Source organism: Rhizobium sp. 42MFCr.1, from assembly GCF_000377185.1.
Taxonomy (GTDB): Bacteria; Pseudomonadota; Alphaproteobacteria; order Rhizobiales; family Rhizobiaceae; genus Rhizobium; species Rhizobium altiplani.
This window is the reverse complement of the sequence record NZ_KB897874.1, coordinates 1-26,187: the sequence shown is the minus strand read 5'-3', so window position 1 is coordinate 26,187 and position 26,187 is coordinate 1. Positions and strand designations below refer to the sequence as shown.

At 58.9% G+C, this 26,187-nt stretch carries 30 protein-coding genes; 16 read left to right on the top strand and 14 right to left on the bottom strand.

What is annotated here, in order from left to right; genetic code table 11:
* The coding region (locus C934_RS0129890) for a cytochrome c1 (protein WP_018860192.1) at nt 1–333 on the top strand (333 nt) is incomplete at its 5' end.
* 138 nt (nt 334–471) lie between these two features.
* Nucleotides 472–621: a twin-arginine translocase TatA/TatE family subunit gene (locus C934_RS0129885; RefSeq protein ID WP_018860191.1), complete on the top strand. Its 150-nt coding sequence runs from the start codon at nt 472–474 to the stop codon at nt 619–621.
* Between the two features lie 35 nt (nt 622–656).
* On the opposite strand, the gene C934_RS0129880 is transcribed toward C934_RS0129885, so the two are convergent.
* The 12 genes from C934_RS0129880 to C934_RS0129820 all read right to left on the bottom strand — a co-directional run bounded on the left by C934_RS0129880 (nt 657) and on the right by C934_RS0129820 (nt 10,997).
* Nucleotides 657–1,082 (bottom strand): DUF2267 domain-containing protein, encoded by a 426-nt coding sequence (locus C934_RS0129880; protein ID WP_018860190.1) that lies wholly within the window; start codon nt 1,080–1,082, stop codon nt 657–659.
* 126 nt (nt 1,083–1,208) lie between these two features.
* Entirely contained in the window at nt 1,209–1,466 is a 258-nt protein-coding gene (locus tag C934_RS0129875) for a type II toxin-antitoxin system VapB family antitoxin (RefSeq protein ID WP_018860189.1), read from the bottom strand.
* A 55-nt stretch (nt 1,467–1,521) separates the two neighbouring features.
* Nucleotides 1,522–1,740 carry a hypothetical protein gene (locus tag C934_RS0129870; RefSeq protein ID WP_018860188.1) on the bottom strand — a complete coding sequence of 73 codons (219 nt, stop codon included), beginning with the start codon at nt 1,738–1,740 and terminating at the stop codon, nt 1,522–1,524.
* Between the two features lie 305 nt (nt 1,741–2,045).
* Entirely contained in the window at nt 2,046–3,398 is a 1,353-nt protein-coding gene (locus C934_RS0129865; RefSeq protein ID WP_018860187.1) for a sensor histidine kinase, read from the bottom strand.
* Nucleotides 3,395–4,072, bottom strand: a complete 678-nt coding sequence (locus C934_RS0129860) for a response regulator (protein WP_018860186.1) — start codon at nt 4,070–4,072, stop codon at nt 3,395–3,397. The genes C934_RS0129865 and C934_RS0129860 overlap by 4 nt, the downstream gene beginning before the upstream one ends.
* Complete coding sequence (locus C934_RS0129855; RefSeq protein WP_026372204.1) at nt 4,069–4,635, bottom strand: cytochrome b/b6 domain-containing protein; 567 nt, start codon at nt 4,633–4,635, stop codon at nt 4,069–4,071. Before C934_RS0129855 ends, C934_RS0129860 begins: the two co-directional genes overlap by 4 nt.
* 1 nt (nt 4,636) lies before the next feature.
* On the bottom strand, nt 4,637–4,903 hold the full coding sequence (locus C934_RS0129850) for a PepSY domain-containing protein (RefSeq protein WP_018860184.1): 267 nt from the start codon (nt 4,901–4,903) through the stop codon (nt 4,637–4,639).
* Between the two features lie 400 nt (nt 4,904–5,303).
* Nucleotides 5,304–6,902, bottom strand: a complete 1,599-nt coding sequence (locus C934_RS0129845) for a copper resistance CopC/CopD family protein (protein ID WP_026372203.1) — start codon at nt 6,900–6,902, stop codon at nt 5,304–5,306.
* A gap of 16 nt (nt 6,903–6,918) precedes the next feature.
* Complete coding sequence (locus tag C934_RS0129840; RefSeq protein ID WP_018860182.1) at nt 6,919–7,446, bottom strand: YcnI family copper-binding membrane protein; 528 nt, start codon at nt 7,444–7,446, stop codon at nt 6,919–6,921.
* Nucleotides 7,447–7,502: 56 nt separating this feature from the next.
* Nucleotides 7,503–7,946, bottom strand: coding sequence for a pseudoazurin (locus tag C934_RS0129835; protein WP_018860181.1), 444 nt, complete (start codon nt 7,944–7,946; stop codon nt 7,503–7,505).
* 360 nt (nt 7,947–8,306) lie between these two features.
* Nucleotides 8,307–10,250: a PAS domain S-box protein gene (locus tag C934_RS0129825; RefSeq protein WP_018860179.1), complete on the bottom strand. Its 1,944-nt coding sequence runs from the start codon at nt 10,248–10,250 to the stop codon at nt 8,307–8,309.
* A gap of 18 nt (nt 10,251–10,268) precedes the next feature.
* On the bottom strand, nt 10,269–10,997 hold the full coding sequence (locus C934_RS0129820) for a Crp/Fnr family transcriptional regulator (RefSeq protein ID WP_018860178.1): 729 nt from the start codon (nt 10,995–10,997) through the stop codon (nt 10,269–10,271).
* Between the two features lie 236 nt (nt 10,998–11,233).
* On the opposite strand from C934_RS0129820, the gene ccoN reads away from it, so the two are divergent.
* From ccoN to C934_RS36560, 10 genes are all read left to right on the top strand, one after another.
* Nucleotides 11,234–12,856 (top strand): cytochrome-c oxidase, cbb3-type subunit I, encoded by a 1,623-nt coding sequence (ccoN, locus tag C934_RS0129815; protein WP_026372202.1) that lies wholly within the window; start codon nt 11,234–11,236, stop codon nt 12,854–12,856.
* 8 nt (nt 12,857–12,864) lie between these two features.
* Nucleotides 12,865–13,599, top strand: a complete 735-nt coding sequence (ccoO, locus tag C934_RS0129810) for a cytochrome-c oxidase, cbb3-type subunit II (RefSeq protein WP_018860176.1) — start codon at nt 12,865–12,867, stop codon at nt 13,597–13,599.
* Between the two features lie 9 nt (nt 13,600–13,608).
* Nucleotides 13,609–13,761 (top strand): cbb3-type cytochrome c oxidase subunit 3, encoded by a 153-nt coding sequence (locus tag C934_RS0129805; RefSeq protein ID WP_018860175.1) that lies wholly within the window; start codon nt 13,609–13,611, stop codon nt 13,759–13,761.
* 1 nt (nt 13,762) lies between these two features.
* Nucleotides 13,763–14,626, top strand: coding sequence for a cytochrome-c oxidase, cbb3-type subunit III (ccoP, locus tag C934_RS0129800; protein WP_018860174.1), 864 nt, complete (start codon nt 13,763–13,765; stop codon nt 14,624–14,626).
* 11 nt (nt 14,627–14,637) lie between these two features.
* Nucleotides 14,638–14,826: a hypothetical protein gene (locus tag C934_RS0129795; RefSeq protein WP_018860173.1), complete on the top strand. Its 189-nt coding sequence runs from the start codon at nt 14,638–14,640 to the stop codon at nt 14,824–14,826.
* 368 nt (nt 14,827–15,194) lie between these two features.
* Nucleotides 15,195–16,763, top strand: a complete 1,569-nt coding sequence (gene ccoG, locus C934_RS0129790) for a cytochrome c oxidase accessory protein CcoG (RefSeq protein ID WP_018860172.1) — start codon at nt 15,195–15,197, stop codon at nt 16,761–16,763.
* Nucleotides 16,760–17,245 carry a FixH family protein gene (locus C934_RS0129785; RefSeq protein ID WP_018860171.1) on the top strand — a complete coding sequence of 162 codons (486 nt, stop codon included), beginning with the start codon at nt 16,760–16,762 and terminating at the stop codon, nt 17,243–17,245. Before ccoG ends, C934_RS0129785 begins: the two co-directional genes overlap by 4 nt.
* On the top strand, nt 17,242–19,530 hold the full coding sequence (locus tag C934_RS0129780; protein WP_018860170.1) for a cation-translocating P-type ATPase: 2,289 nt from the start codon (nt 17,242–17,244) through the stop codon (nt 19,528–19,530). Before C934_RS0129785 ends, C934_RS0129780 begins: the two co-directional genes overlap by 4 nt.
* Nucleotides 19,527–19,685, top strand: coding sequence for a cbb3-type cytochrome oxidase assembly protein CcoS (ccoS, locus tag C934_RS0129775; protein ID WP_018860169.1), 159 nt, complete (start codon nt 19,527–19,529; stop codon nt 19,683–19,685). Before C934_RS0129780 ends, ccoS begins: the two co-directional genes overlap by 4 nt.
* Nucleotides 19,682–20,014, top strand: coding sequence for a cyclic nucleotide-binding domain-containing protein (locus tag C934_RS36560; protein ID WP_083929937.1), 333 nt, complete (start codon nt 19,682–19,684; stop codon nt 20,012–20,014). The genes ccoS and C934_RS36560 overlap by 4 nt, the downstream gene beginning before the upstream one ends.
* 885 nt (nt 20,015–20,899) lie before the next feature.
* Here the strand turns inward: C934_RS36560 and C934_RS0129760 are convergent.
* Together C934_RS0129760 and C934_RS34940 are read right to left on the bottom strand one after the other, a co-directional pair.
* The gene (locus C934_RS0129760) at nt 20,900–22,195 is read right to left on the bottom strand and encodes a M16 family metallopeptidase (protein ID WP_018860166.1); all 1,296 of its coding nucleotides are present in this window, start codon (nt 22,193–22,195) and stop codon (nt 20,900–20,902) included.
* A 14-nt stretch (nt 22,196–22,209) separates the two neighbouring features.
* A complete protein-coding gene (locus C934_RS34940; protein ID WP_156828829.1) occupies nt 22,210–22,503 on the bottom strand; it encodes a hypothetical protein in 294 nt (97 codons plus the stop codon).
* Nucleotides 22,504–23,216: 713 nt separating this feature from the next.
* Between C934_RS34940 and C934_RS0129745 the strand changes: the two genes are divergently transcribed.
* The 4 genes from C934_RS0129745 to ccsA all read left to right on the top strand — a co-directional run.
* The gene (locus C934_RS0129745; RefSeq protein ID WP_018860163.1) at nt 23,217–23,975 is read left to right on the top strand and encodes a response regulator; all 759 of its coding nucleotides are present in this window, start codon (nt 23,217–23,219) and stop codon (nt 23,973–23,975) included.
* 62 nt (nt 23,976–24,037) lie between these two features.
* A complete protein-coding gene (ccmI, locus tag C934_RS0129740; protein WP_018860162.1) occupies nt 24,038–25,159 on the top strand; it encodes a c-type cytochrome biogenesis protein CcmI in 1,122 nt (373 codons plus the stop codon).
* A 4-nt stretch (nt 25,160–25,163) separates the two neighbouring features.
* The gene (ccmE, locus tag C934_RS0129735) at nt 25,164–25,616 is read left to right on the top strand and encodes a cytochrome c maturation protein CcmE (RefSeq protein ID WP_018860161.1); all 453 of its coding nucleotides are present in this window, start codon (nt 25,164–25,166) and stop codon (nt 25,614–25,616) included.
* Nucleotides 25,613–26,187 (top strand): cytochrome c biogenesis protein CcsA (ccsA, locus tag C934_RS32960; protein WP_018860160.1); only part of this gene is annotated, 575 nt, incomplete at its 3' end. The genes ccmE and ccsA, both read left to right, overlap by 4 nt.

Sequence of the window (26,187 nt, the reverse complement as noted above, 5' to 3'; positions counted from 1 at the left end):
GACTACATCTACTCGCTGCTGACCGGCTACGACCAGCAGCCGCCGGCCGGCGTCCAGGTGGCCGAGGGCACGCACTACAACCCGTACTTCGCCGGTGCTGCTGCTCTCGCCATGCCAAAGCCGCTCTCCGACGGCCAGGTCACCTATGACGACGGATCGCCGGCGACGGTCGACCAGTACGCCAAGGACGTCTCCTCCTTCCTGATGTGGGCCGCCGAGCCGCATCTCGAGGAGCGCACGCGCACCGGCTTCATGGTCATGGTCTTCCTGGTCATCTTCTCCGGACTGATCTACCTGACCAAGCGCTCCGTCTACGCAAACAAGGAACACTGAGGCCCTGGAAGGATCGTTTCAAAGCGCCTCTCTTTGCTCAAGGCCAATGATGCGCTGCGGAGGGGTCGATAGAGTAATTCAGCTTTCGAAGCCGCACGGAAGCCTCCTGAACAAGAATGTGGCGGCAGGAGTTTACTGATGGGTTCCTTCAGCGCGTGGCACTGGCTCATAGTGCTTGCAATAGTGCTGCTTCTATTTGGCCGTGGAAAGATCCCGGAACTGATGGGAGATGTGGCGCAGGGCATTCGGGCCTTCAAGAAAGGCGTCGAGGACGAAAAGGACGAATAGACCTCCCGGCGGAGATCCCGACAGCGATTGACGCTTCAATGGCCAGCATGCCCACGCCGATTTCCCTTCAGGAGTGTCACGACAAATTGGCTCGCCCTGAGGAACAGCGCAGGGGGATCACTGTTTTGGGCAGACGTGGCGCAAAGCTTTAGCGCAAGGGCGAGATTGGTCGATTTCTTGTGACCGCGTCGGGTTTCGAACCATGTCATGATCTTCGCGAACACGTCTCCGTCCGACGCAGCGGTAAGTGGCAAGGTCGCGAGTAGCAAGGTCGCTACATCGCGAAGGTCATCACGCCCGTGGGTTTGCATCGGGTCCCACACCTCGAAGTAGAGGCCTCGAAGCAGCAGTGGCAGATCGTTGCCAACCCTGGCATTGTCATCCACCGAAAGCCTGTCACGCACCGTGTGCAGGGTTATTCGCAACACTTCGTAGGCGACGCGCTGCTCGCAGCCGAGCACACCATGCTCGCCTCGAGGACACAGGTCGGGAACCAGGCGAACGGGATGGAAAACCAGGGCCTACCCAAGCCGGAGGGCGTCGGGCTCATTGCACAGGATGGACGATGGCAGACGTGTCGATCATTATCAGTCCGGAATTCCGTGCTCGTCAAAGCCGACGATCTCCTCGTCGCTGCGATTGTCCAATTCCGGCAATTGCGCCACTCTTTCGCGGATCCGGCGCAGTTCGTTAAGGAGACGTTGCCGGGTGCCGACGCCGTAGCCCAGGCGATGCAGGCGTTCGCTGAGGGCCTGATGAATGGCGGCGGTCTTGCTGATACCCTGGCGGCGGGCAAGCTCGTCGGCAAGCGCGACGGTGGCCGGGTTTTTGATGTTCAGGGACATGACAGGCTCCAAAGTCTACCTTTTGTTGATTTTCTCGCTGTGAAGCCGAGGCCTGTCAAGTTCGTCCGATAAGGGTGTCATCCTGCTCCTCATTTGACTTTCCGCGCACAAAAATGCTGGCGACCGTTGGATTGACACGACTGAGCATCGGCGCCAGCGACGGGGTTGCTGACTGCCCAGCGTCGGCGGTCTCGAGCGACCCGATGGTGAGTCGCAGTGCGCCGATCACAAATGTCATGCTCCTCAATCTGTGAAGGAAGTAGCCGCCAGTCATGCCCTATCTCCCGCATCCGAGTGGGGAGACCAGATTGAGGGGAAGGAATTCGGGCGCATTAATTTAAGCGCAAGTTGCAGACATCACCGACGACTGGAGATTGAGCATCGGCAACGGGCTGCGCTGACAGAGTTGAGGTTGCCATCATGAGGCCGACGCCAGGACTGGGCGGTCGCCATTTCACGGCCAACTCCATGAGAATGCCGCTCGCGACGCCGCATTCCCCCGGACGGAAGTCTAAACTGTGTGCAAGCATTTGGCGATCTGGGTATAATTTGGAATCCCAGGTCGTTTGATCGGCGAAATCATTCACTCGTGATGGAGGGAACGAGTTTCGGGTGTTGATCGGCGAAACTTATCTCGCAGACATGCCCCAGCTTCGAGGTGGACTGGCGAAACGAGCCCCTGTGCAATTCGGCTATCCGTCTTACGATCTTCAAACCGATGCCGAGGCTGTCGGTGCGATCGGTGCCGGCCTCTCGTCGTATGCCACCCGGATGTCTGTCCTGGACTCGAACCATATTCCTCCCTGCATACACACGAATGCCGGTGCCGGCCGGCGTGTGGCGCACGGCGTTTTCGACAAGATTACGCAAGGCATCCTTCAATAGCGCCGGCGCCCCCTGAACAAGGGCGGTTTCGACTTGAGGACAGAACTCCAGAGTGTGGCTGTTGTCATAGACCCACGGCGCAAGCTGCTCGACGACTGAGGATGAGAGCGCGACAAGGTCAACGGTCTCAAAGGTGCCGTGGTCGAAGCCGTCAAGTCGGGCCAGGGTCGTCAGTTCTGCGACGAAGCGCACGAGGTCATCCAGATCGGCTTCCGCTTTGCGGGCACGCGGATGGTTGATGTTTCCCAGCTCAAGCTTTATGGCTGCAAGTGGCGTGCGGATTTCATGAGCTATGCCTGATGTAAGAATTTTTTGCGACGTCATCAGTTCGCCCACGCGTTCGAAAGCACGATTGACGGCAATAGCGAGATGGGCGACCTCGCGTGGCATCCCTTCGAAATTCAGGTGTGACCGTGCATCCATCGGATCAATGTTATCAGCCGCGTCGGCTGCAGCGCGCACCGGGTTTAATGCGTGCCGTACGGACAGCAAAGTGGCACCGAGAACCAGGACTAGCAAGATGCTCATCGGCACCAGCATATGTTCTATGACTTCCTTCCAGAAGACGGAGGAGACCACGTTTTGCGGATCGTCGATTGTTGCGACGTCGATAACGAATCGTTGATTTCCGACCACGAATGCGCGACCGCCGACCAAGGCCAGGGGTTTGCCTGGCTTTAGCGACCTCTGCCAAAAATCCGGCGGATTCACATCCGCTGGAAGAAACCGGTTTTCGCAGGCGTCGTCGCAGGACTCGAACACAATTGCGCCAGTAGCATTGCGTATTCTGGCAACATAGCCGGACGATCGCTCCTGATAGCGCTGCTTGACATTATCAGGAAGCTGGTATCGGGCGCCTTTCTCATCCACGGTTATGCCGGAGGCCAGACGCTCGGTTTCCTGCTCGACAAACAGGCGCGATAGCTCGCCGACGTTCCAATAGTAGTCGGAGAAGATCACGCAGAGTTGCAGGAACATCGCGAGCACCGCAAAGAACGCAATCCGTCTGGTAAGGATTGCGCCGAGTGTAGGATGTGAGTGGCTCACGCGCTCTTCTCTCGTATCATGTAGCCGACGCCTCTTACGGTTTCGATCGACGAGCCCGTCCGATGCCCTTCGAGCTTCCTGCGTAACCTCGAAATCGCGAGCTCGACCGCATTGCTGCTTCTTTCGTCGCCGTACTCTGAAAATGCATGCTCCATCTTAACCTTGGAGATCACCTTGCCGCCATTGCGCATGAGAAGTTCGAGCAGATCCTTCTCCGATGGTGCGAGTGCAATCTCGGCGCCGGCGCAGGTCACTCGTCGTGAAGCGATATCAAGTTGGATGTTCGCAAATTCCAATGTCGGCATCGAGGTGACTGGCGCCCGGCGCATGAGAGCACGAATGCGCGCGATCAGTTCACCGTTGTGGAAAGGCTTCGCAAGATAGTCATCCGCGCCTGCATCCAGGCCAACGATACGCTCATCGATCGCGCCGCGGGCCGTTAGCACGAGAACGGGCGTCTGAACCTTTGCGCCTCTCAGTGATCTCAAGACATCAATTCCGTCCTCGTCAGGCAGGCCGAGATCAAGAAGGAGAAGATCGTAGTCCGCTCCCTCAACAGCGAGCCGTCCCTCCTGCGCGGTCGCGAAGGCGTCGATTTTCCAACCGACGCTTCTGATGGCTTCGCAAAGCAGTTCTCGAAGCCGCAAGCTGTCCTCGATGAGCAGAATTCTCATGCCTTCTTCCGACCAGTAACCATGGACCAGACGAGATTTTCCTTATGCCTCCAGCTTTCGATGACGGCAGCGCCGGCGTGGACGAACGCTAGGACCATGATGCTGTTGGCGATTGCGCCGTGCAATTCCTCCAGCCACTTTTCTCCCCAGAAGGCGTCGAGCGTCGTCATCCAGCCCGTCAGTGTCGTTGCGGCCAGCAATGCCATCAGGCAAAGCATCATCACTGAAGCTAACGGATTATGGCCAACGTAGCGCTTTTCGTTCCGATCGAGGATGTCCAGGATCTGCCCCATCACCTTCGAAGGCGTCGGCAAGAAATCAACGAAACGGGAGTGCTTCGTGCCAATGAATCCCCAGATGATGCGGACGAGGATTGCGGTTGTAACGACGTATCCTGTGACGCGGTGCCAATACTTTCCCTCCTCAAGCACGAAGAGATTGAGCGTGCAGGCCACAACCACCGTCCAGTGAAACAACCGGACAACAGGATCCCACACCTTGATCATCCGCTGGGCCGTGTTGTAGGGCGCTGGGCCCTCCTTCCGCGATGAGACCATCGTCATCTCAGTCCCCCTTCTGGACAATGGCACCAGAAACGGGATTGAAATAGACCTCGGCCCGATCTCCATCCTTGTCCTTGCCGTAGATTTCGTAGCAGTTGCCCGTGACCTCGAACGTCTTGACCTTGTAGCCCATGGCGTCGATCTTCGCCTTCATGGCCTCTTCGGACATCCATTTGGACTTTGGTTCACCGGTGCAGCTCGGGCTGGCGAGCGCCAGGGCAGGCGTTGCGGATGCGATAGCGATGGCGGCGATAAGTTTCAGTTTCATGGAAGACGTCCTCTGTTGGTAACCCGTTGCGGGCGACGGGGATACCGATACGGCAGGGAAGCTGTCGGTTTCCCGTCAGACGAACGAACATCCAGCGAGCGTCGTATTCTCGCTTTGCACCAGCGCCTCGTCGTGCTCAGGCCCGGCAGCGGCCCACCGCGGGACGCGCAAATCCGACCGGCAGGCCAGTTCAATCTCGCGCCCGACATTAGGCAGTCAACGTCTGACTTCGATAGAGCATTAGCCAGCGACGTTGAAGCCTTCTGGGGCGAACAGGCAGTTTAAAAGTCCTTTGCGGGCCGACAGATGTCGGGCAAGGTTTGCCCCCGCCAATCCTCTAACCACGCCGCCCGAGATCCGGATGATCCGCGAGTTTTGTACGTTTGGAGTGACGGCCCGGCTACGGCCGCAGCTCGCCTTCGAGGTGCTTCATGGTGAAGTCGTCGATCAGCACTTCGATGTCGACCTTCCAACCGGTAGGATCGAATGTTGGCAGGCCGCTTGCCTCCCATCCACCTTTGGACGATTTTTTGAGATCGTACTTGATCGGCTCCACGCCGGCGTCTGGATTCCACGCACGCAGCGTTGCGCCCTGCGGATCGATCGGATCGAAGTCCGGGGTCAGGAAGTCAACCTCCGCCTTCGCCGTGCCGGCGGCCAGGTCGGGCACAAGTTTCAGCTGAGCCATGACTTCACCGGAATGAAGATGAATGGAGAAAGCCTGCGGCCCTGCGGCATATTGCAGTTGATCCGGCCCGGCGAAGCGCCAGAGTGACGCCGTGGCTACGATTGCAACAGCAAGCGCAACTTCAGCGACGATTGATCGGCGGAGCTTTCGGCGAGCAGTCTGATCTCCTGCAGCAGCCGGCCTCGTCAGCCAGAATCGATTGTATATTGCGAGAACGCAGAGAATTCCAACCAGGGCCACCTTCAATACGAGCAGCCGGCCGTAAAGCGACAGCGGAATGGTCTGGACACCGGGCAGCTCAAGCCACGCGAGCGCCGCGCCTGCCGTCAACAGCACGAAGAACGGCAGTGGAATGACACGCGAGAAACCCGCAAGCGGATCCGTGGGCCCCGTTCGACTTAACCGCCAAAGGGGAGGCAGGCTACCGATCCAGAAGAGGAGCGTCGCGCCATGAAGAACAATGCATGCCCGGGCGAGCCAGGGTGTGGCTACGACGTTGCAATGACCTGTGAAGGCGAAGGACGCGGAGGCCGCACCCATCGCAAGAACCGCAAGCGGAAGGTAGGCGGGGCTGGCTCGACAGACGGGTATCGAAACAAGAAGAACGGCGACTGACGCCATGCCTGCGGCGATCGCAGCGCCGCTCCTGGAGGCGACAAGCAGCGGCTCCAGGCCAGCGAAGGCCAGACCGAGGCCCATTTCGTCCAACCCCTGCAGATAGACACCCGACGAGAAGAGAAGGACGCCCAGAACGATGACAAGATCAGGTCGCCTTATGAGCGACATCGTCGGATAAAGCCATCGAGTGAAGAGCGTTCCGCCGATCAGGACGGCGAGGTATAGAATCGAGACTGTGTGTATCGACCATATCGCACCCTGTAGCAGTACGGAGGTGTCCGCAACAGCCGGTGCGGAAATGGCAGATGGTGCGCCGACGTGAAATACGATCGAGCCCCCGACCGGATGTCCATCCTCGGAAACCACGCGATAACTGACAATGGCGGTGCCGTTCGAGATCGACTGCGGGATCGCCAGGTCGACTTCGGAGCCTGATGTCGCGGGAAGGTCGATCGAGGTTCCTTCGCCGATCTTGATGCTTGCCCGGACAACGCTGACCGGTTCGCTGAACCGAAGCTGGACATTGGCTGGCGCTGCTTCCACGACAGTGTCATTGGCAGGTGAGGCGTTCAACAAGACGGCATGGGCATATGCGCCGGAAGGCGCAAGAAAGCCCATGCCTGCCACAAGCAGCGCGCAAGCCGCTTTTTTGAATGATAGAGGTGTCGCCCAGTTACGATTTCCAAGCCACATGGACGATCACCTTGGATCAGGAGCGCGGCTGTTCCACAACGTCGAAATAGGGAGCCGGCTTCTCGTAGTCGTCGGACGACTTGCCCGCCGCGGGAATCTCGATCCAGCGTTCGGACGCTCCGTCGGTGCATTCCTGCACGATCGGGACGTAGACCCGCGTGCCGAGCGGCAGTTCCTTGGCCACCGTCCCGCGGAACACGAACTCGTCATATTCGTCGTCGGCGAGATTTCCACCGCTCCAGACGATCTCGGTGAGACCTTCCTTCACCGGCTTGCCGTACAGATCATAGCTCTTTTCGTAGCTTCCCTTTATCTTCTCGACGGTCCAGCCCGCCTTCGGCATCGGCTTGGCTGACAACAACCCCTCGGGGATTTTTACGCGAACCTTGAGGGTGGGCTTTCCCTCGCAACCGTGGCCAATCCGGACCACCGCCTTGTAGGCTTTGCCAGAGATGCCTTGAGCCTGCTCAAGCGTTGCATGTGCGTGTGCAGCGCCCACTGCGAAGACGCTCAGTAGGAGGGTTGCTGCTACCTGTCTGATCATGAAAGTGGTCTCCCTGCGCGGACTGGCGCAGTGCGCCAGCCCCTGCAGATTCTGGGTTATTGGGTAACTTGCGCGAGGTCCGCATCGAGACGCTTGCGTACCATGTTCGGTACCTTCGCGGTCTTGATCGCATCCAGGTTTGCCGGCTTGTCGCCGACCTGGATCAGTGCCACCATGCCCATGCCGGCATGCGGCGTGCACTTGATAACGTAAGCGCCCGGAACGTCGAACTTGGTCTGAAACTGTTCGCTTGGCTTGGATTTGAACTCAGCCGCACCATCGGGGATAAGACCCTTGAACGTCTCGACATTGTGGCTCTTGTCCGTGGGCACGAAAGTGACGGTGTCGCCGGGAGCGATCTTGACGAAGCCAGGTTCGAACACCATTGCGCCTTCGGTGCCCTTGTTGAGCATTTGCACCTGATGGTCTGCTGCCATGAGCGGTGCTGCAGAGGCGACAAGGGCTACCGTTGCCGCGATCAGGCCGAATTTCAAACGCATTGCATATCTCCTTTTCTACGGGGCCGAAACGTTGGCCTCGGGAACGGTTCTAGGACATGCGGTTGCTGTCTTCTTTGACGCTCGTCAAATTTGGGCAACATCGGTTGCATATATTCGCACCGGTGATGAACCGTTCAGTCGATCGGTGATAAGACGGAGCGACTGGAAGGGCGGGTCTCGTGCTCGACGACCGCCTTGGCCGCGTTCACTTCGTTCGGGATCACGATATCGGAGCAATTCATTGAGGCCACATCACTCGCCAGCCCGTCGGCCAACCCGCCGGCTTGACGCCTGAGGAAGGCCAGTCTTCCAGCCCTCTCGAGGCAAGACGACAGATTCGGCTAGAAGTGCGAATACCTGTTACGATAGTCCCTGCTGCTGAGCCTTATCCAGCATGTCTCTAACCTTGAAGGCGAGATCGCGGGCCGTGTACGGTTTGCGCAGCCACTCGGCGCCGGGAATGACCTCGTTCGTCGCCAGTGCCGGCTCCGAGTACCCGGATGTGAAAAGAATGGCGATGTCGGGCCTGAGGTCGCGAACCTCTCGGGCGAGCTCGTCTCCGGTCATCCCGCCTGGCATCACGATGTCCGTGAACAGCAGCGCGACGTCATCGTTCTCATAGAGCAGTTCAAGCGCGCGGCGTCCATTCTCGGCTTCGAGCACCTGGTACCCCATGTCGGCAAGCCTCGCCAACGCCACCCGTCTCACCCGTGGATCGTCTTCGACGACCAGGATCCGCTCGGTTCCGCGGGGCAGGGCGCTTTCGACCGTGCCTCGATCCTGGCTTCCGGCGTCCGGCCTGGCGCCGCTTATTGCGGGCAGGTAGATCCGGATCGTGGTGCCGCGTCCGACCTCGCTGTAAATCTGAAGGTGCCCGCCGGACTGTTTGACGAAGCCGTAGACCATGCTCAGTCCAAGGCCTGTTCCCGAGCCCACCTCCTTGGTGGTGAAGAAGGGTTCGATGGCCCGTTTCTTCACGTCCTCCGTCATGCCGTCACCCGTGTCGGTCATGGCAATGAGCACGAAATTGCCGCTGCGCACCTCCGGATACATCTTCGCATAGTCGGCATCGAGGTGAGCGCGCGAGATTTCTGTTGTCAGGCTTCCGCCCTTGGGCATTGCGTCCCGCGCATTGAGGGCGATGTTGAGGATGGCGTTCTGAAGCTGGGAGCTGTCGACCAGCACATTGAAGTCGGACCCCGAGAGAACCGTGGACAGCTTGATGTTCTCGCCCAACGTTCTGCGAAGGAGATCAGAGAAGCCGGTGACGAGTTGGCCGAGGTCTGCCTGTTTGGGGCTGAGGGGCTGGCGTCTGCCAAACGCCAGCAACTGCCCTGTCAGCTTGGCGCCGTCGGCTGCCGCATCCTGCGCCTCGCGCAGGATGTCGCGCAGCCGCCCTGGCGGCAGCTTGTCCTCGATCATTTCCAGATTTCCACTGATGACAGTCAGAAGGTTGTTGAAGTCGTGTGCGAGACCTCCGGTCAACTGGCCAACGGCTTCCATCTTCTGCGCTTGGCGTAGATCTTCCTCGATCTTGAAGCGGCTGGTCAGATCGCGCACGAAACCCGTGAAGATGCGCTCGCCATCGGCGGTCGCTTCCCCGACATGAAGCTCCATGGGAAACTGCGAGCCGTCAGCGCGCCGGCCGGTGACGACCCGTCCGTAACCAATGATGCGCTTGTCGCCGGTGTGGAGATATCGGTCGATGTAGCCGTCATGTGCGTCACGGTAGGGGTTTGGCATGAGATTGCTGACATTGCGACCGCAGATATCCTCCGCGGCCATTCCGAACAACGTTTCAGCGGCCTTGCTGAATGAAAGAACGATACCCTTCTGGTCGATGACGATCATTGCATCGGGAACGGTATCCAGGATCGAAGTCAGGTGGGCCTCTCGCGATCGCACGACCTCTTCGGCCTTGCGCAGCGCGCTCACGTCGCTGTTGGCCTGGATGACCGCCGGCTCGCCGTCGGGAAGGTTGACCAGGACGCAGCGGGTCGCGACGTTGATGTAATAGCCGCTCTTGTGGCGGTGAACGACCTCGCCTTGCCAGAAGCCGCGCGACTTCAGATGCGTCCTTATATCTTCCACGGCTTCAGGGAACCGGGTGTCGAGCAGCTCGTCGACACTTTCTCCGACGGCTTCCTCCCGCGCCCATCCGTACATGCTTTCGCAACCGATCGACCAGTGGGTGATCGTACCTTCAAGGCGATGCACGATGATGTCGGCCCCGTCCAGCACGTGCACGAGCGCATCCAGCTCGTGGGGTGATGCGGTGCGTGGCGCTATCAATCGATGGGGCATGTCGGCTCTTTCAAGACATCAATGAACGCTACCCCTATGACAGGTCTTCTCCGAAAAATCATCAGAATTGCCGGACAGCTGGACGAGGCGGGATTGACTGACGATCCTGAGGTCATGCCTGCCTTCCGGGATGACGATATTTTTGGCGGCGAGCTTCGAGATGGTCCGCGAGACGGTTTCGATCGTGAGGCCGAGATAGTCGGCGATGTCCTGCCGGTTCATGGGGAGGCGCAGGAGACCCTTCTTGAGTTGCGAGTCGCTGCGTAACGCCAGCTTCAAGATGAAGCTGCAAAGGCGTTCCTCGGCGTTCTTCTTCGAGAGAAGCACCATCTGGTCGTGGGCAGCAGCCGTCTCCTTGCAGAGCAGGTTGATGTAGGCTGGTCTCAAGGCGTCCGAGCGCGAAACCTCATCGTGGAAGGTCTTGCGCGAAACCCGACGGATCTTACAGTCTGTAACAGCCTCGGCGGTGAACAGGAGGTCGCCCTGCAGAAAAGCGCCGACCACGTCGCCAGCGAACTGGAATGCTGTAATGACCCGGCGGCCTTCACCAATAATGCGGTGGAGCCGGACCACGCCTTCCACAATCTGGAAGAGGTGCTTGGCGGCGTCTCCCTCCCAGCAGATCGCCTCGCCAGCCTCGACCGTCTCTGTGGCCGACATCTGAAATACCGATGCCAGCGGCTGGTCACAGCTCAACTTGCTTGTGGCCTCTACGTTTTCGAAAGCGGTGTTGCCCTGCATCAGCATGTTCGTGCCCCTCGTTGATGTGAGGGCATAAGACGTTGGTCCTGTCACACGGAAATGATCGGACTGTGAGAGTTGGTGCGACTTTGTAACAGTCTGTAACAGCAACGCCTGGCCGGCAGCAAAGTCGCGAGTCGTTGACATAGATCAAGGAGCGTGGGTCCCCGCCATGACAGTCGTTCCCGAAAGTACGAGAAAGGCGGTCGCGGAGCGGTCGTCTGCGCACTGGGGACGACACCATGAACTACTCTACGGAAACGATGGCGGTCGCGGTTGCAGCATTTCTGGCACTGCTGGCCGCTGCATTCGCGCATGACCACCTTTTTGCTGTCCATATGAGCATCCTGTCCTTCTGCTTATTGGCGGGCACCGTGCTCCTGATCAGGAGGATCGACTTCTCTCCTGCGGCACGAATTGCCAAGCCGGACACCTCGGGTTATTTCGACGAGGTCATCCGGTATGGGCTGATCGCCACTGTCTTCTGGGGAGTGGTCGGTTTTCTCGTCGGCGTCGTTGTCGCCGCGCAATTGGCGTTCCCGGATCTGAACATCGCGCCGTATCTGAACTTCGGGCGGCTTCGTCCTGTACACACGTCGGCGGTCATTTTCGCGTTCGGCGGTAACGCCCTCATCATGACGTCGTTCTATGTTGTTCAACGCACCTGTCAGGCGCGGCTCTTCGGAGGAAGCCTGGCCTGGTTCGTCTTCTGGGGCTACCAGCTCTTCATTGTCATGGCCGCGATCGGATACGTCCTGGGCATCACCCAGGCACGCGAATACGCAGAACCGGAATGGTATGTGGACATCTGGCTGACGATCGTCTGGGTGGCGTATCTCGTGGTTTACCTGGGGACGATCCTGAGGCGCAAGGAACCACATATCTATGTGGCGAACTGGTTCTATCTCGGCTTTATCGTGACGATCGCGATGCTCCACGTCGTGAACAACCTCGCTGTTCCGGCGTCTTTCCTCGGCTCGAAGAGCTATTCCGCCTTCTCGGGCGTGCAGGACGCACTGACCCAGTGGTGGTACGGGCACAACGCCGTGGGCTTCTTCCTTACCGCCGGTTTCCTCGGGATGATGTATTACTTTGTTCCAAAGCAGGCAAACCGTCCGATCTATTCGTATCGCTTGTCGATCATCCACTTCTGGGCCCTGATCTTCATGTACATCTGGGCTGGACCGCATCACCTGCACTACACGGCACTTCCCGACTGGGCACAGACACTCGGCATGGTGTTTTCGGTCATGCTCTGGATGCCTTCCTGGGGTGGCATGATCAACGGCCTCATGACCCTGTCGGGCGCTTGGGACAAGATCCGGACAGATCCCATCATCCGCATGATGATCGTTGCAATCGCCTTCTATGGCATGTCGACCTTCGAGGGTCCGATGATGTCGGTGAAGACAGTCAATTCGCTCAGCCACTACACGGAATGGACCATCGGTCACGTCCATTCGGGCGCGCTTGGATGGGTTGGGATGATCACGTTCGGCGCGGTCTACTATCTGACGCCAAAGCTCTGGGGCCGCGAGCGGCTTTACAGCCTGCGCATGGTCAACTGGCACTTCTGGCTCGCGACCCTTGGCATTGTCGTTTACGCGGCCGTCCTTTGGGTCGCCGGCATCCAGCAGGGTCTGATGTGGCGTGAGTACAATTCGCAGGGCTTCCTGGTGTATTCGTTCGCCGAAACCGTCGCAGCGATGTTCCCCTACTATGTCCTGCGTGTCGCCGGAGGTGCTCTCTATCTGGCTGGCGGTCTGGTTATGGCCTGGAATATCTACATGACCATCCGCGGCCACCTGCGAAACGAAGCAGCAATTCCCACCGCCTACGTGCCCCAGGCACAGCCTGCCGAGTGAGGTGAAACATGGCATCGATACTGGACAAACATCAGATCCTCGAGAAGAACGCGACGCTTCTTCTCGTCGGTTCGCTCCTCGTGGTCAGCATCGGCGGCATCGTCGAGATCGCGCCACTGTTTTACCTGCAGAACACGATCGAGAAGGTTGAAGGGATGCGCCCCTACACACCGCTCGAGCTTGCGGGTCGCAACATCTACATCCGCGAAGGCTGCTACCTTTGCCACAGCCAGATGATCCGGCCATTCCGCGACGAAGTCGAACGATATGGCCACTATTCGCTCGCTGCGGAATCCATGTACGACCACCCGTTCCAGTGGGGCTCGAAGCGCACCGGTCCGGACCTTGCCCGCGTTGGCGGCCGCTATTCGAACGAATGGCACGTCCAGCACCTCGCAAATCCGCGAGCGGTCGTGCCAGAATCGATCATGCCGAGCTACTCCTTCCTGAAGGAGCAGGAGGTCACGGTGAAGGACGTCGGCATGGACCTCAAGGCAAACGAGGATGTCGGCGTACCCTACACGCAGGACATGCTCGCCAACGCCGAAGCCGACATGAAAGTCCAGGCCGACCCGAACGGCGATACCACAGCACTCCTCGAACGATATCCGAAGGCGAAGGTTGGCGACTTCGACGGCGATCCGTCGAAGCTGACCGAAATGGACGCCCTTGTGGCTTATCTGCAGATGCTTGGCACGCTCGTCGACTTCTCGACCTACGACGACGCCACCGGTTATCGATGAGGTGAACTGATGGAAACCTATACCGCTATGCGGCACTTCGCCGACAGTTGGGGCCTCCTGGCGATGGCAGCGTTCTTCGTTGGGGCCGTGATCTTCACCCTTCGCCCTGGCAGCGGCCGGACTGCGAAGGATGCCGCCAGCATTCCCCTAAAGGACGATTGAGATGTCGGAAAAACATATTGATGAAATCAGTGGCGTCGAAACGACCGGACACGAATGGGACGGCATCCGCGAACTCAACAATCCGATGCCGAGATGGTGGGTGTGGACATTCTATGTCACGATCCTGTGGGCGGTCGCATACGCTGTCGCCTATCCTGCCATTCCGATGATCACCTCGGCGACGAAAGGCTATCTGGGATTTTCCAGCCGCGCGGAGCTTCAGCAGGATCTTGATCAGGCAAAGGTCGCGCAGACGAAGTTCCACGACATGATCGCGTCAAAGACGGTCCAGGAGATCGATGCCGATCCTTCGCTTCGCGAATTCGCGATCGCGGGCGGCGCCTCGGCATTCAAGGTCAACTGTGCTCCCTGCCATGGATCCGGCGCAAGCGGCGGACCGGGATTCCCCAACCTCAATGACGACGACTGGCTCTGGGGCGGAGACCTCGATTCAATTCAGGCAACCATCGCCCATGGCGTGCGCTACGAAGCGGACGCCGACACCCATGTGTCCGAAATGCCGGCATTCCGTGACATGCTGGATCCCGTACAGACCAAGCAGGTTGCGGCCTATGTCTGGAGCCTGACGAACACGCCTTCCGACGCGTCCGGCGCGGAGGCTGGCAAGCAGATATTCCTCGATAATTGTGCTGCATGTCACGGGGAAGATGCCAAGGGCAAACTTGAGATGGGAGCCCCGAATCTCGCGGACGCGATCTGGCTCAAAGGAAGCGGTGAAGATGCCATCGTCCGTCAGGTAATGGCACCCAGGCACGGCGTGATGCCGGCATGGGCGGGCCGACTGGGTGACACTGCGGTCAAGGAACTCACGGTATTCGTCCACTCGCTGGGTGGCGGTCAATAGAGGAGATCACAATGACGACGCACGACCACAATCCATTGCTTGGCCTTTATGGTACCCCTCGCGCGGTGATCCATTCCCGTGTCTCCGCACGCACCAGCAAGACGACGAATCCTGCAAGCGAACAGGAGGACGCGCAAAAAATTGGCAATTCGATCGTCAGTTTGATCTGCCTCAAGGACCAGAAGCCGACCAGCCGTTAGAAGCATGACTGTCCAGCGGGATGTAAATGCGCACATCCCGCCCCAGTAAACTCCAGGCCGTACCTTCGAAGGTATGGCCTCTTTTTTTGCATCGCGGCTGAGGCTTGCCTGTGGAGGCAGCCCCAAAAGGCAGCAAGATCGTGGATCGTTTGACCTGGCTCAAACAGAGCAGGGCCGAGCTCTGCTATGTTTGCTGTGTCTAGTGGAGGTTTCACATCGCGGACCTCCTTCCGCGATCCCTCCGGGCCACGTCACCTCTCCAAGGCGTGGCCCTCCCTTTTTCGGGAAGCGCCCGGATTATTGATCTGCGTCAAGGAACCGGGATCGGCAAGATGGGAAAACGGCCGGGTGAAATTCGGACGAGCCCAATGAACCTCTACACCGCGCCAGATCCAGACAACGTCGAACGCGTCAATGCCGAGCCGGTCAATGCACGCCGCAATCGCCAGCCGCTTTATGCACCGCGAAAGAAGATATTTCCCAAGCGGGCGGAAGGTCGCTTCCGCAGGTTCAAATGGCTTGTGATGCTGGTTACCCTCGGCATCTACTATGTGTCTCCCTGGATCAGGTGGGACCGTGGCCCTTACGCGCCCGATCAGGCCATCCTGATTGACCTCTCGTCGCGACGATTCTTCTTTTTCTTCATCGAGATCTGGCCACAGGAATTCTACTACGTCGCAGGTCTGCTGGTGATGGCAGGTTTTGGATTGTTCCTGGTTACGTCTGCCATTGGCCGCGCCTGGTGCGGATACGCCTGTCCCCAAACCGTCTGGGTAGACCTTTTTCTTCTTGTCGAGCGCGCGATCGAAGGCGACCGCAACGCTCGAATGAAGCTGGACGCCGGTCCCTGGACGCTCGGCAAGATGCGCAAGCGCATCCTGAAACACACGGTCTGGCTCTTGATCGGCATTGCGACAGGCGGCGCCTGGATTTTCTATTTTGCTGATGCTCCGTCGCTCGCCGTCTCACTGTTTTCCGGCACGGCACCCATCGTCGCATACGCCACGGTCGCCACTCTCACCTTCACGACGTATGTTCTCGGCGGGCTCATGCGAGAGCAGGTCTGTACCTACATGTGCCCATGGCCGCGTATCCAAGGGGCCATGCTGGACGAGAATTCCCTTGTCGTCACCTACAATGACTGGCGCGGCGAACAACGATCGCGCCACGCCAAGAAGGCCCAGGCGGGGGGTCAGGCGGTTGGCGACTGTGTCGATTGCAACGCCTGTGTGGCCGTATGCCCGATGGGGATAGACATCCGCGATGGGCAGCAGATGGAGTGTATCACCTGCGCGCTTTGTATCGATGCCTGTGACAGCGTCATGGACAAGATTGGAAAGCCGCGCGGGCTGATCGCCTATGCGACGCTCAGTGAATATGCGGGCAACATGGCCATCGCCACGGATGGTGGCAGGGCGCCCGTCCAGCCGGCGAAGGTGCGCAATGTTGATGGAACCTTCATCGCCGGGATCCGCCACTTCAACTGGCGGGCCATCGCTCGACCCCGGGTGCTATTCTACGCCGTCGTCTGGGCCTCGATCGGCCTGGCCATGCTGATCCACTTGTCGATGCGTGAACGCCTCGAGCTCAACGTCGTCCACGATCGCAATCCGCAGTATGTCCTCGAGAGCGACGGCTCCATTCGCAACGGCTACACGCTTCGAATCCTCAACATGGTTCCCGCCCCGAGGAAGATCGACCTCTCCATCTCGGGTCTGGAAGGTGCGACGATGCGCATTCCGGAACTGAGCAAGACGGAGGCCCGCAACTTCACCATAGATGCTGCGCCTGACGCGGTCACCGCGCTCAAGGTCTTCTTAACCCGAAAGCAGACCGGCGCCGCCGTCAACGAGTTTCTGTTCTCGATCGAGGACGAAGGCCATTCCGATCGCGCGATCTACCGCGCGGCGTTCAACGCACCAGGAGAGAACAGATGACTGCTCGCACCCATGGCTTCACTGGCCGCCACATGTTGTTCGTCACGTCTGCATTCTTCGCCGTCGTGATCGGGGTGAACGTGACCATGGCGTGGTTGGCCTCGTCCAGCTGGAGCGGACTCGTCGTGGAAAACACCTATGTGGCCAGCCAGGAATTCAACAAGAAGGCGGCCGCAATAAAGGCGCTGGCGGCTACCGGGATCTCCGGCAGCATCTCGATGTCGCATGGAGTGTTCCACTACCACCTCAAGAACCGCGACGGGTCGCCGGCTGCGGCGGATATCGTTGTCGCCAACTTCAAGCGCCCCGTGGGCGATCACGAGGATTTCAATATCTCGCTCGAAAAGGCTGGCGAAGGCAGCTTCACGACAAGCCGTCACGTGCCTTCTGGCGACTGGATCGTCGAACTGATCTCGCGCCAAGGCGATGCCGTCGTCATGCACGAGGCCGTTCGTTTTGATACTGCGGGGTTCGGCCAATGACCTGCTGCACAATGGACGCCGACGGCGTGCTGGCAATGAGTGCGACATCCTTCAGTTCCGAGGAAGTTGCCCTTGCCAGTCACCCACTTGGTTCCGGTCTCTTCCAGCTCGATCTCAGCGTCCCGGATGCTCACTGCGGAGCCTGCATCGCGACGATTGAAAGGGCACTTGCAAAACTGCCCTCCGTTCGCAAGGCGAGAGTAAATCTAACATCCCGTCGCGTCAGTTGCGTATATGCCAAGGAGGTTGAGGGGCGCCCGACGGACCCTGCGGAAATCATCAACGCTGTAAATTCGGTGGGCTACCGAGCTCATCTGTTCGCGCCCGTTGCAGCGGAAAACGACAAGACCAGGAACCAGCTTCTTCTGGCAGTCGGCGTCGCAGGATTCGCGGCCGCAAACATCATGCTGCTTTCGGTGTCGGTTTGGTCAGGAGCAGATGCCGCCACCCGCGACATGTTCCATTGGATTTCCGCGATGATCGCTGCACCGGCGCTGGTATACGCAGGTCGCTTCTTCTTCCAGTCGGCATGGAACGCACTGCGGCACGGCCGCACGAACATGGACGTTCCGATCTCGCTCGCGGTGACGCTGTCTTATGCGGTATCTCTATGGGAGACGATGCACCACGGCGAGCACGCCTGGTTCGACGCGACAGTCTCGCTGCTCTTTTTCCTTCTTATCGGCAGGACGCTTGATCACATCATGCGGGAGAAGGCGAGGGCCGCGATCAACGGCCTCGCGAGACTCTCTCCGCGTGGCGCTCTCGTGGTGTCCCCCGACGGCTCGCGTCGCTATGTCGCGATCGAAGACATTTCAGTTGGCGACGAAGTCGCCGTTGCTGCCGGCGACCGTATTCCGGTCGACGGTCTCGTCTCCAAGGGAGAGAGCGACCTGGATCTTTCGATCGTCACCGGGGAAAGCAACCCGGTAGCGGTTTCAGAAGGCGCCGCCGTAAGTTCGGGAGCGATGAACCTGACCGGCTCGCTGGTGGTTCGGGCAACGAAGCTCGCAAAGGATTCGTTGCTTGCGGAGATCATCAACCTGATGGAAGCTGCCGAAGGAGGACGCGCGCGCTACCGACGCATCGCTGATCGTGCTGCGGCCTTGTACTCGCCGGCGGTGCATCTGCTTGCCCTCGTCTCATTTTTCGCCTGGGGGTTCCTGGGCGGAGACTGGAAGCAGGCCATGCTTGTGGCGGTGGCCGTTCTTATCATCACGTGCCCCTGCGCACTCGGCCTTGCTGTTCCTGTCGTACAGGTTGTTGCGGCAGGAGAATTGTTCCGGAAGGGAATAATGGTGAAGGATGGCTCGGCGCTGGAACGTCTGGCCGAGATTGACACGGTCGCATTCGACAAGACAGGAACACTGACGCTCGGAACCCCGCGCCTTGTGAAAACCGTGGCGGACGGCGACGCCGACGTCGCGCTCGCGGCGGGGATGGCACTCCACTCCAGGCACCCGCTCTCTCAAGCCCTTGCCCGCGGCACCCCGATAGCTCCCATGCCGTTCGACCGCGTGAGCGAGATCCCGGGCGGCGGTCTGGAAGCACGTCACGGAGACGGGCACTACCGACTGGGTAGTGCTGCCTTCGCCTGTGCGCAAACCTCAAATTCGGCCTCGCCCGATAGTCCCCTTTCGGAGGTTGTCCTTACGAGCGACGGCGTCGTGAAAGCTCGCTTCTTCTTCGAAGACGTGTTGCGGCCGGGCGCGGTAGAGACGATCGCCAGTCTTGATGCGGGACGTTTTGAAACATTCATCCTCTCGGGTGATCGTCAGTCTGTCGTCGACGCTACGGCGGCCAAGCTTGGCGTTCGTCGTGCAGTCGGCGCCTTGTCGCCAAAGCAGAAAGTCGTCGAATGCGAGACCCTGGACGAAAGTGGACGACGGGTCTTTATGGTCGGGGATGGAATCAACGACGCGCCGGCGCTTGCCGCTGCGCATGTTTCCATGGCGCCGGCCTCGGCCTCTGATATCGGGCGCCAAGCCGCTGATCTCGTGTTCTTTACCGAACGCCTCGATGCCGTTACCGAGGCTATCCAGATCGCGCGACAATCGGCGGCATTGATCAGGCAGAATTTCGCCCTGGCGATCGGCTATAACCTTTTGGCGGTTCCGATTGCCATCTCTGGTCTCGCCACGCCCCTGATTGCCGCGGTTGCAATGTCCACCTCTTCCATCATCGTCGTGACAAACGCTCTCCGTCTCACTGCCTTTGGAACCCGTCCCTTATCGCGGCTTTCAAGGGAGCCAGTTGCGCTCTCCAAGGAGATAAAGACGGCATGAACATGCTCATCTACCTCATACCGATTGCCCTCTTCATGGGGGGCATCGGGCTAGCGGCTTTTCTCTGGTCGCTGAAGAGCGGCCAGTATGACGATTTACAAGGTGCTGCATGGCGAGTGCTCGCCGACGACGAGGCCGATAGCTCGAAACCGTGAAGGGGAACCGATGCCTGTCACCAATCCGATGCTCTTGGGGTCGGAGCTGTTTCGCGGTCTCGACAAGGGGGGAAGCCGACGGTCTTCTGGCCCTGGTCGAACTGCGCAGTTTTGCCCCGGGTGAGCAGATCGTCGCGGAAGGAGAGATCGCAACCCGTGTCCTTATGGTTCTGAGCGGCTTGATGTGCGTGACGTGCTGGGAAAGCTCGCGCCGTGAGACCGACATCTCCCTTTGCGAACCCGGAGACATCCTTGGCGAACACCAATTGCCGAGAGACGTTGTTCAGCTCAAGGCGCCCGGGCGGCAGACTTCACGGAGATCGCCATGATCGACTTGCCGGGAATTCGGGCGCTTGCCGAAAGGAGCCCGCAACTCAAGCGCAACCTGATGCGCTTTATGGCGTGGCATCGCCATTCAGCGCTTGAGTGCCTGGCAGGAGATCGCCTCCACACCGCAGCCCTGCCGCTTGAGTTCGTTGTCCGCCTTTCCAAATGCCGCCCAATTGGCCCGCCTCTTACGAGCGGGGCTTTTTGGGGGGCGATAATCATCCGTACACAGAACGCGATCCGGTTTCGATCTTAGGCGTCGAATAGCGACGACGGTAACTCAACGGTTATTCGGCTCGGTCCCGCGAGGCGGATTGCCACGGCTTCTCGCAGGAGAGCAAAGCGGAGCTCCAACGCGGTGATCTCTGGTGACCTTGGCAGCTTGGTCAGTTCAGTTGCGAAAAGATCGAACTCCCTTCCAAGCGAGGTTTCATCAAAAGGTGTGTTCACTTGCTCTCGACCGATGTTTGCTTGAAGACTCAACAGCCATGGACTTACAGCGAGTGCTGCGAATGCGCTTAGCCTGCGAGTGGTCATGCTTAATATCCAATTAACAATCTCGCGGGCGGCGTAGAAAATTGCGCCGGTTCCGGAAGCTCCGAGGGGTTTACACGCGAGGGGGCGTGTCGGAGCATCCCGGTGTCCGGTGAGTTTGGACGGCACAAGTTATGCGGGACAGGGCGGGCTTGGATAGTGGACAAAGGTCCTGAAGCCATCAGACCCGAGTCCGATCTGTTTCGGACTAAGGTCTGATATTGTAGACTTGAACCGCTCTTGTTCAAACCTTCCTTTCAAGTCAGTCGCAAACTCCGACCCCTGCTGACCCGCAAGGCACGCGACATCAATCCGACCGACCTGTGGTCGCCAACCGTCACCCCAGAGCCAATTTATCGATCGGAGGACGTGCTCCCGAGCACCGACCTGATTGCGGTCAGCATCATCTCTTCGTAGTCAACGGATTCTGGTTGACCGACAACAGCGATTGTGGGTTTCGCCATATCAATCAGTGTCGATGCTGCCTCCCTCACATCTCGCGTCGTGACGCTTCGGATTCGATTGATCTCATCTTCCGGGGATACGATCGTGCCAAATGACAACATAGCCGTGCCTACCATGCGGGCCGCGTCAAACGGTGTTTCCCGGGCGCGGACGAGGTTGACGAGGCATTTGTTTCTTCCACGATGTACGGCCTCGTCATTGTCGGCCGCTGCCATCTTCGAAAGTTCAATGCCCATCAGCCGGAGGGCATCTCCAACATGAGTTGCCGATGTCGCCGCATACATGCCGAATAAACCGAAATCGGAACCGTGTTCTGACCACGCTCCGACCTCATACGCCAGACCATGGTCCCGCCGGATTGATCTGAACAAGGGGGACGACATTCCCGTTCCCAATGCCTCCGCAAGGACTTGAACCGCGTAGCGATGACGGTCACCTGCCCATGCCGTTGGAAATGCGCAGGCTACGATAGACTGACTTAACTCCGATCGGGTCTGCAAAAAAAGTCCGCCTGAGTAGGCCGCCTTGGGTGGTTCTTTGCGCGTTCGGCTGGAGACCTGCATAGGATCCAGAAACCGGTTGGCCAGCACAACCAAATCATGGTGGGATATGCCGCCAGCCGCAATCAATATCATGTTTTCAGGCTGATAGTTCTCGACGACGAAGTCCATCAGATCTGCGCGGCTTAGCCATGCCACTGTCTCTGGGGTGCCCAGAACTGATTTTCCGAGGCTCTGATCGGGATAGGCCCTCTGCGCCAACCCCGCCAGCGCGCTGAGCGCAGCATCATCCTGGGCTTGCAGAATTTCTTGTAGAATGATTTGTCTCTCGACATCCATATCTTCAGGGTCGAGTCGAGGGGATATCACTACCTCTGTCAGGATCGCGACCGCTTCAGGAAGCATTTCCTTCAGCCCCTCAACATAATAGAGCGTGTAGTCCTTGCCCGTAACCGCGTTGATTGTCGCCCCGAGGCTTTCAATCCGCTGTGTAATCTCATCGGACGCGTGGTGCCGTGTGCCCTTGAATGCCATGTGTTCGAGAAAATGGGCGGTTCCATGAGCGGCTCCATCCACTCTGGAACCAGCCCTGATCATAATTGCGACTACGGCGCTTTCAAAATCCCTGAACGCGATCGAGACAACTTGAAGGCCGTTTGCAAGGCAGGAGTGGTCAATCTTCATGGCAACTCCAAATTCTATCGCTCAGTCATATCTTTTGTAGGATTTTCTGATGTCGCTAAGGGTGCTTGGGCACCACTGCTATCCGGACATTGTTCACTTCGATCAACGTTGAGGCGTTTCATGAGTGCTGGCCTATGCGCAATCACAGTGCGGGTGGTGGTCATCTCCGACAAAATATCCGCTATGGCTTCTTCTGCTGGTTCATCCAGATTTGCCGTACCTTCGTTCAACAGAAGAAGCTGCGGCTGCCGGTACAAAGCCCGCGCCAGAGCCGGACAAAAGGCGATCGTCTTGCGTGACTGCGCCAAATCTGGCGCCGGTATAATTGCCAATGTTGCGGAGATACTGGACTTCCATCGACGAGCACTTTGCCGGGAACGGGATAGTGCAGGCTAATGACATTCTTTACAGACGTCACCGCTGCGAGGCATGCTGAAAAGTAGCGACATTCCTTTGTATTACCTCACGCCGCTCCCTTACCGAATTGAATAGTGTCTTCAGGATTTGCGGTTTTCATATCCGTAGAACTACCAATGAGAATATCGGCGACGTTCTCCTGTAGATGGATCGCATGCAGCGGCAAACAGAAGCGCCACGGAGTATCCTCGGGAGATGGCTCTCGTCACGCGTCGCATCAACAGAAGCCGCGCTATCTCGGCCGGCGACATCCAGGCTCCGACATCGCGCTTCATCGTCGAGGAGCCGTTCTGCTACGAAAGCAGTTCCCGTGGCGGCCATACTTGCTTGAGCGCGGAAAGAGGCGGCCGCAAAGCGGGCAGGTGATACGGCCTGCCAAGAAGCTGGCTTCGAAGAACGGGCCTCCACCTGCCTCCCTTTAATGTCATGAAGGCGGTCGATCGCCTCGCGCGGCAGGAAGAACATTCTCAGTGTATTGCAGATCCACGGAATATAAGTTTTTCGATGAAGCGCCAGGTGTATTGCGGACAGAAAAACGCAACCAGCATCAACTGCCTTCGAACCAGTGGCATTGTCTCTCATCCTACGTTATCTGGATGGAAGGATGACAGCAGGGCACAAGGCACAGATGGACGCTGACCGTATTCTGGTCGTCGACGATGACGCGCGCATAAGACAGATGCTAGTTCGCTATTTTGAGGACAACGGATTCCGAGTGACAGCCGTCGGTAACGGCACAGCCATGCGCTCCGAATTGGCAAGGGAATCCTACGCGGCCATATTCCTCGACCTGGTACTGCCGAACGGAGAGAACGGTCTCGAACTGCTGCGTGAGCTTCGTGGCACCTCTGACGTGCCGGTCCTGATGCTTACCGGGCAGGACGATGTCACCGACAAGGTGGTTGGCCTTGAGGTCGGCGCCGACGATTACATTGCCAAGCCCTTCCATCTCAGGGAGCTTCTTGCGAGGCTTAGGACCGTGCTGAGAAGGCGCACCTCCTCGGGCCTGCCTTCCAAGTCCGGCGCCCTCGACGAGGAAAGCCTGGAGTTCGAAGGCTGGAGGCTCGACATCTCGCGAAGGCGGCTCACCTCTCCTTTGGGCGCCGACGTGTCCCTGACCACCGGCGAGTTCGACATGTTGCTCGTGTTTGTCCGCAACCGGGGTCGTGTGCTGTCGCGGGACAAGCTCATGGACCTGACCCGAAACCGGAATCTCGAGGCCTTCGACCGGGCGATCGACGCCCAGATCGTTCGGCTTCGCAAGAAGATCGAGACAGATCCCAAGAGCCCGGAGCTCATACAATCCGTACGCGGCGTGGGTTATGTGTTTACCGGGCGGCGAAGCTACTCTTCCAGTATTTGATCTTCGTCAATGTGCGCCTTGCGGGTTTGGCTATTTTCCGGCCAGCAACGGCGTCAGGAAAAATGACTATCTGGATCCTCTTCGCGGTGATAACGACCGCAACAACAGCCATACTGCTGCATCCACTTTCTTCGGGGCGCGGTCGGCCGATACAAGCAAGGGGAGCCGACAGCCTCTACCGAAAGCAGCTTCTGGAACTCGAAAACGAGCTTGCATCCGGAGACATTCTGCCAACTGAATACGAGTTGGCCCGGGCAGAGACAGCGCGGCGCCTTTTCAAGGAGAGCGAAGCGGCAGAACGCGGTTCATCGTTAAAGCAGCCCGGTAACTGGCTCCGTCCTGTCGTCGTCGCATTTCTTCCCTTGCTGAGTGTCGGACTGTACGTCTCTCTTGGATCACCTGACATGCCCTCACGCCCCCTGCAAGCGAGGCTGGCAGATCCGGGACACGATTTCGCAATTCTCGTAAGGAAGACCGAAGACCATCTTTCTCGCAGCCCGAATGACGGCCGCGGATGGGACGTTATAGCACCTGTCTATCTCCGAATGGGCCGCGCAGCCGATTCGGAACGAGCTTACCGGAACGCGCTTCGTCTCCTCGGACCGCAGGTTTCGAGGCTCGAGGGACTGGCGGCGGCGTTGATAACACAGTCTGGCGGGGCGGTTGCCGAGGACCTTCATGTGGTCCTCTTGCAGATACTGGCTATTGAACCTGACAACCCACGCGCAAAATTCTATCTGGCACTCGGCCAGGAACAGGCTGGCAGTCAGGCTGAAGCAAGGAGTGCTTTCGAGGCGATTGCCAGGAGTTCTCCGGCAGATGCCCCCTGGCTGCCGCTCGTCAACGAGCACATTGCCAAGAATGGAGGCCCTATTGCCGCCACAGGGAGAAAGGGGTCGGACCGACCAAAAGGCGGACGCGGCCTTTCGACCACACAGAGCGCTGATGCGGCAGAGCCGCAGGACAAGATACAGGCGATGGTCGAAAGCCTTGATAGCAGGCTTCGCGCTGAGCCCAACAATTTCGACGGCTTCATGCGGCTTGTGCGTTCTTATGCCGTATTGAACGAAAAGGCGCACGCGGTCGACGCGTTGCAGCGTGGACTCGCGGTCTTCCCTGCGACGGGCGAACAAGGAAAGCAACTGGTCGCACTGGCGCGCGAACTTGGCATTGAGAGGGAATGACGGAATGACACGCAAGCAAAAGCGCCTGGCGGTGATCGGTGGCGGCATGAGCTTCATCATTGCCGCCGTGCTGCTCGTCATGTTCGCCTTCAGCCAGTCGGTGGCCTATTTCTACATGCCGTCCGATCTGGCGAAAATGCCGGTGGCACCGGAAACCCGCATACGTCTCGGTGGCCTCGTCGGCGAAGGCAGTATCCTGCGCGGGAAAGGATCGACAGTTCGATTTGCGGTCACCGACCCCAGCGGAGAGAGCGTCAGCGTCAGGTACGCCGGCATTCTCCCAGATCTGTTCCGTGAGGGGCAGGGGGTGGTGACCGAGGGCCGATTCGAAGGGGCGAGCCATGAATTCGTCGCAGATACGGTACTCGCCAAGCACGACGAAAAATACATGCCGAAGGAAGTTGCCGACAAGCTGAAAGAGCAGGGACTGTGGCAACACGCGGGAGAACCGCAATGATCATCGAGATCGGCCACTATGCCCTGATCCTGGCGCTGGCGACGGCGCTCGTGGTTTCCATCGTGCCGGTGATCGGTGCAAGGCGCCTCGACCGTGCGATGATGGATCTGGCTTCGGTCGGGTCGCTGGCTATGTTCGCGCTGGTGGCGTTCTCCTTCGGAGTCCTGACCTACGCCCATGTCGTTTCCGACTTTTCGGTCGCCAACGTCTGGGAGAACTCCCACTCGCTGGTGCCGCTGCTGTTCAAATTGTCAGGCGTCTGGGGCAATCACGAGGGCTCGATGATGCTCTGGCTGCTGATCCTGGTGCTGTTCAGCGCCCTGGTCGCGCTCTTCGGACGGAATTTGCCCGATACGCTGCGGGCAAACGTGCTCGCCGTGCAGGCCTGGATATCGGTCGCCTTCATCCTGTTCATCCTGCTGACCTCCAATCCCTTCATGCGGCTGGATCCGGCTCCGGCCGAGGGGAAGGACCTCAACCCGGTGCTGCAGGACGTCGGTCTGGCGATCCACCCGCCGCTGCTCTATCTCGGCTATGTCGGCTTCTCCGTCTGTTTCTCCTTTGCCGTGGC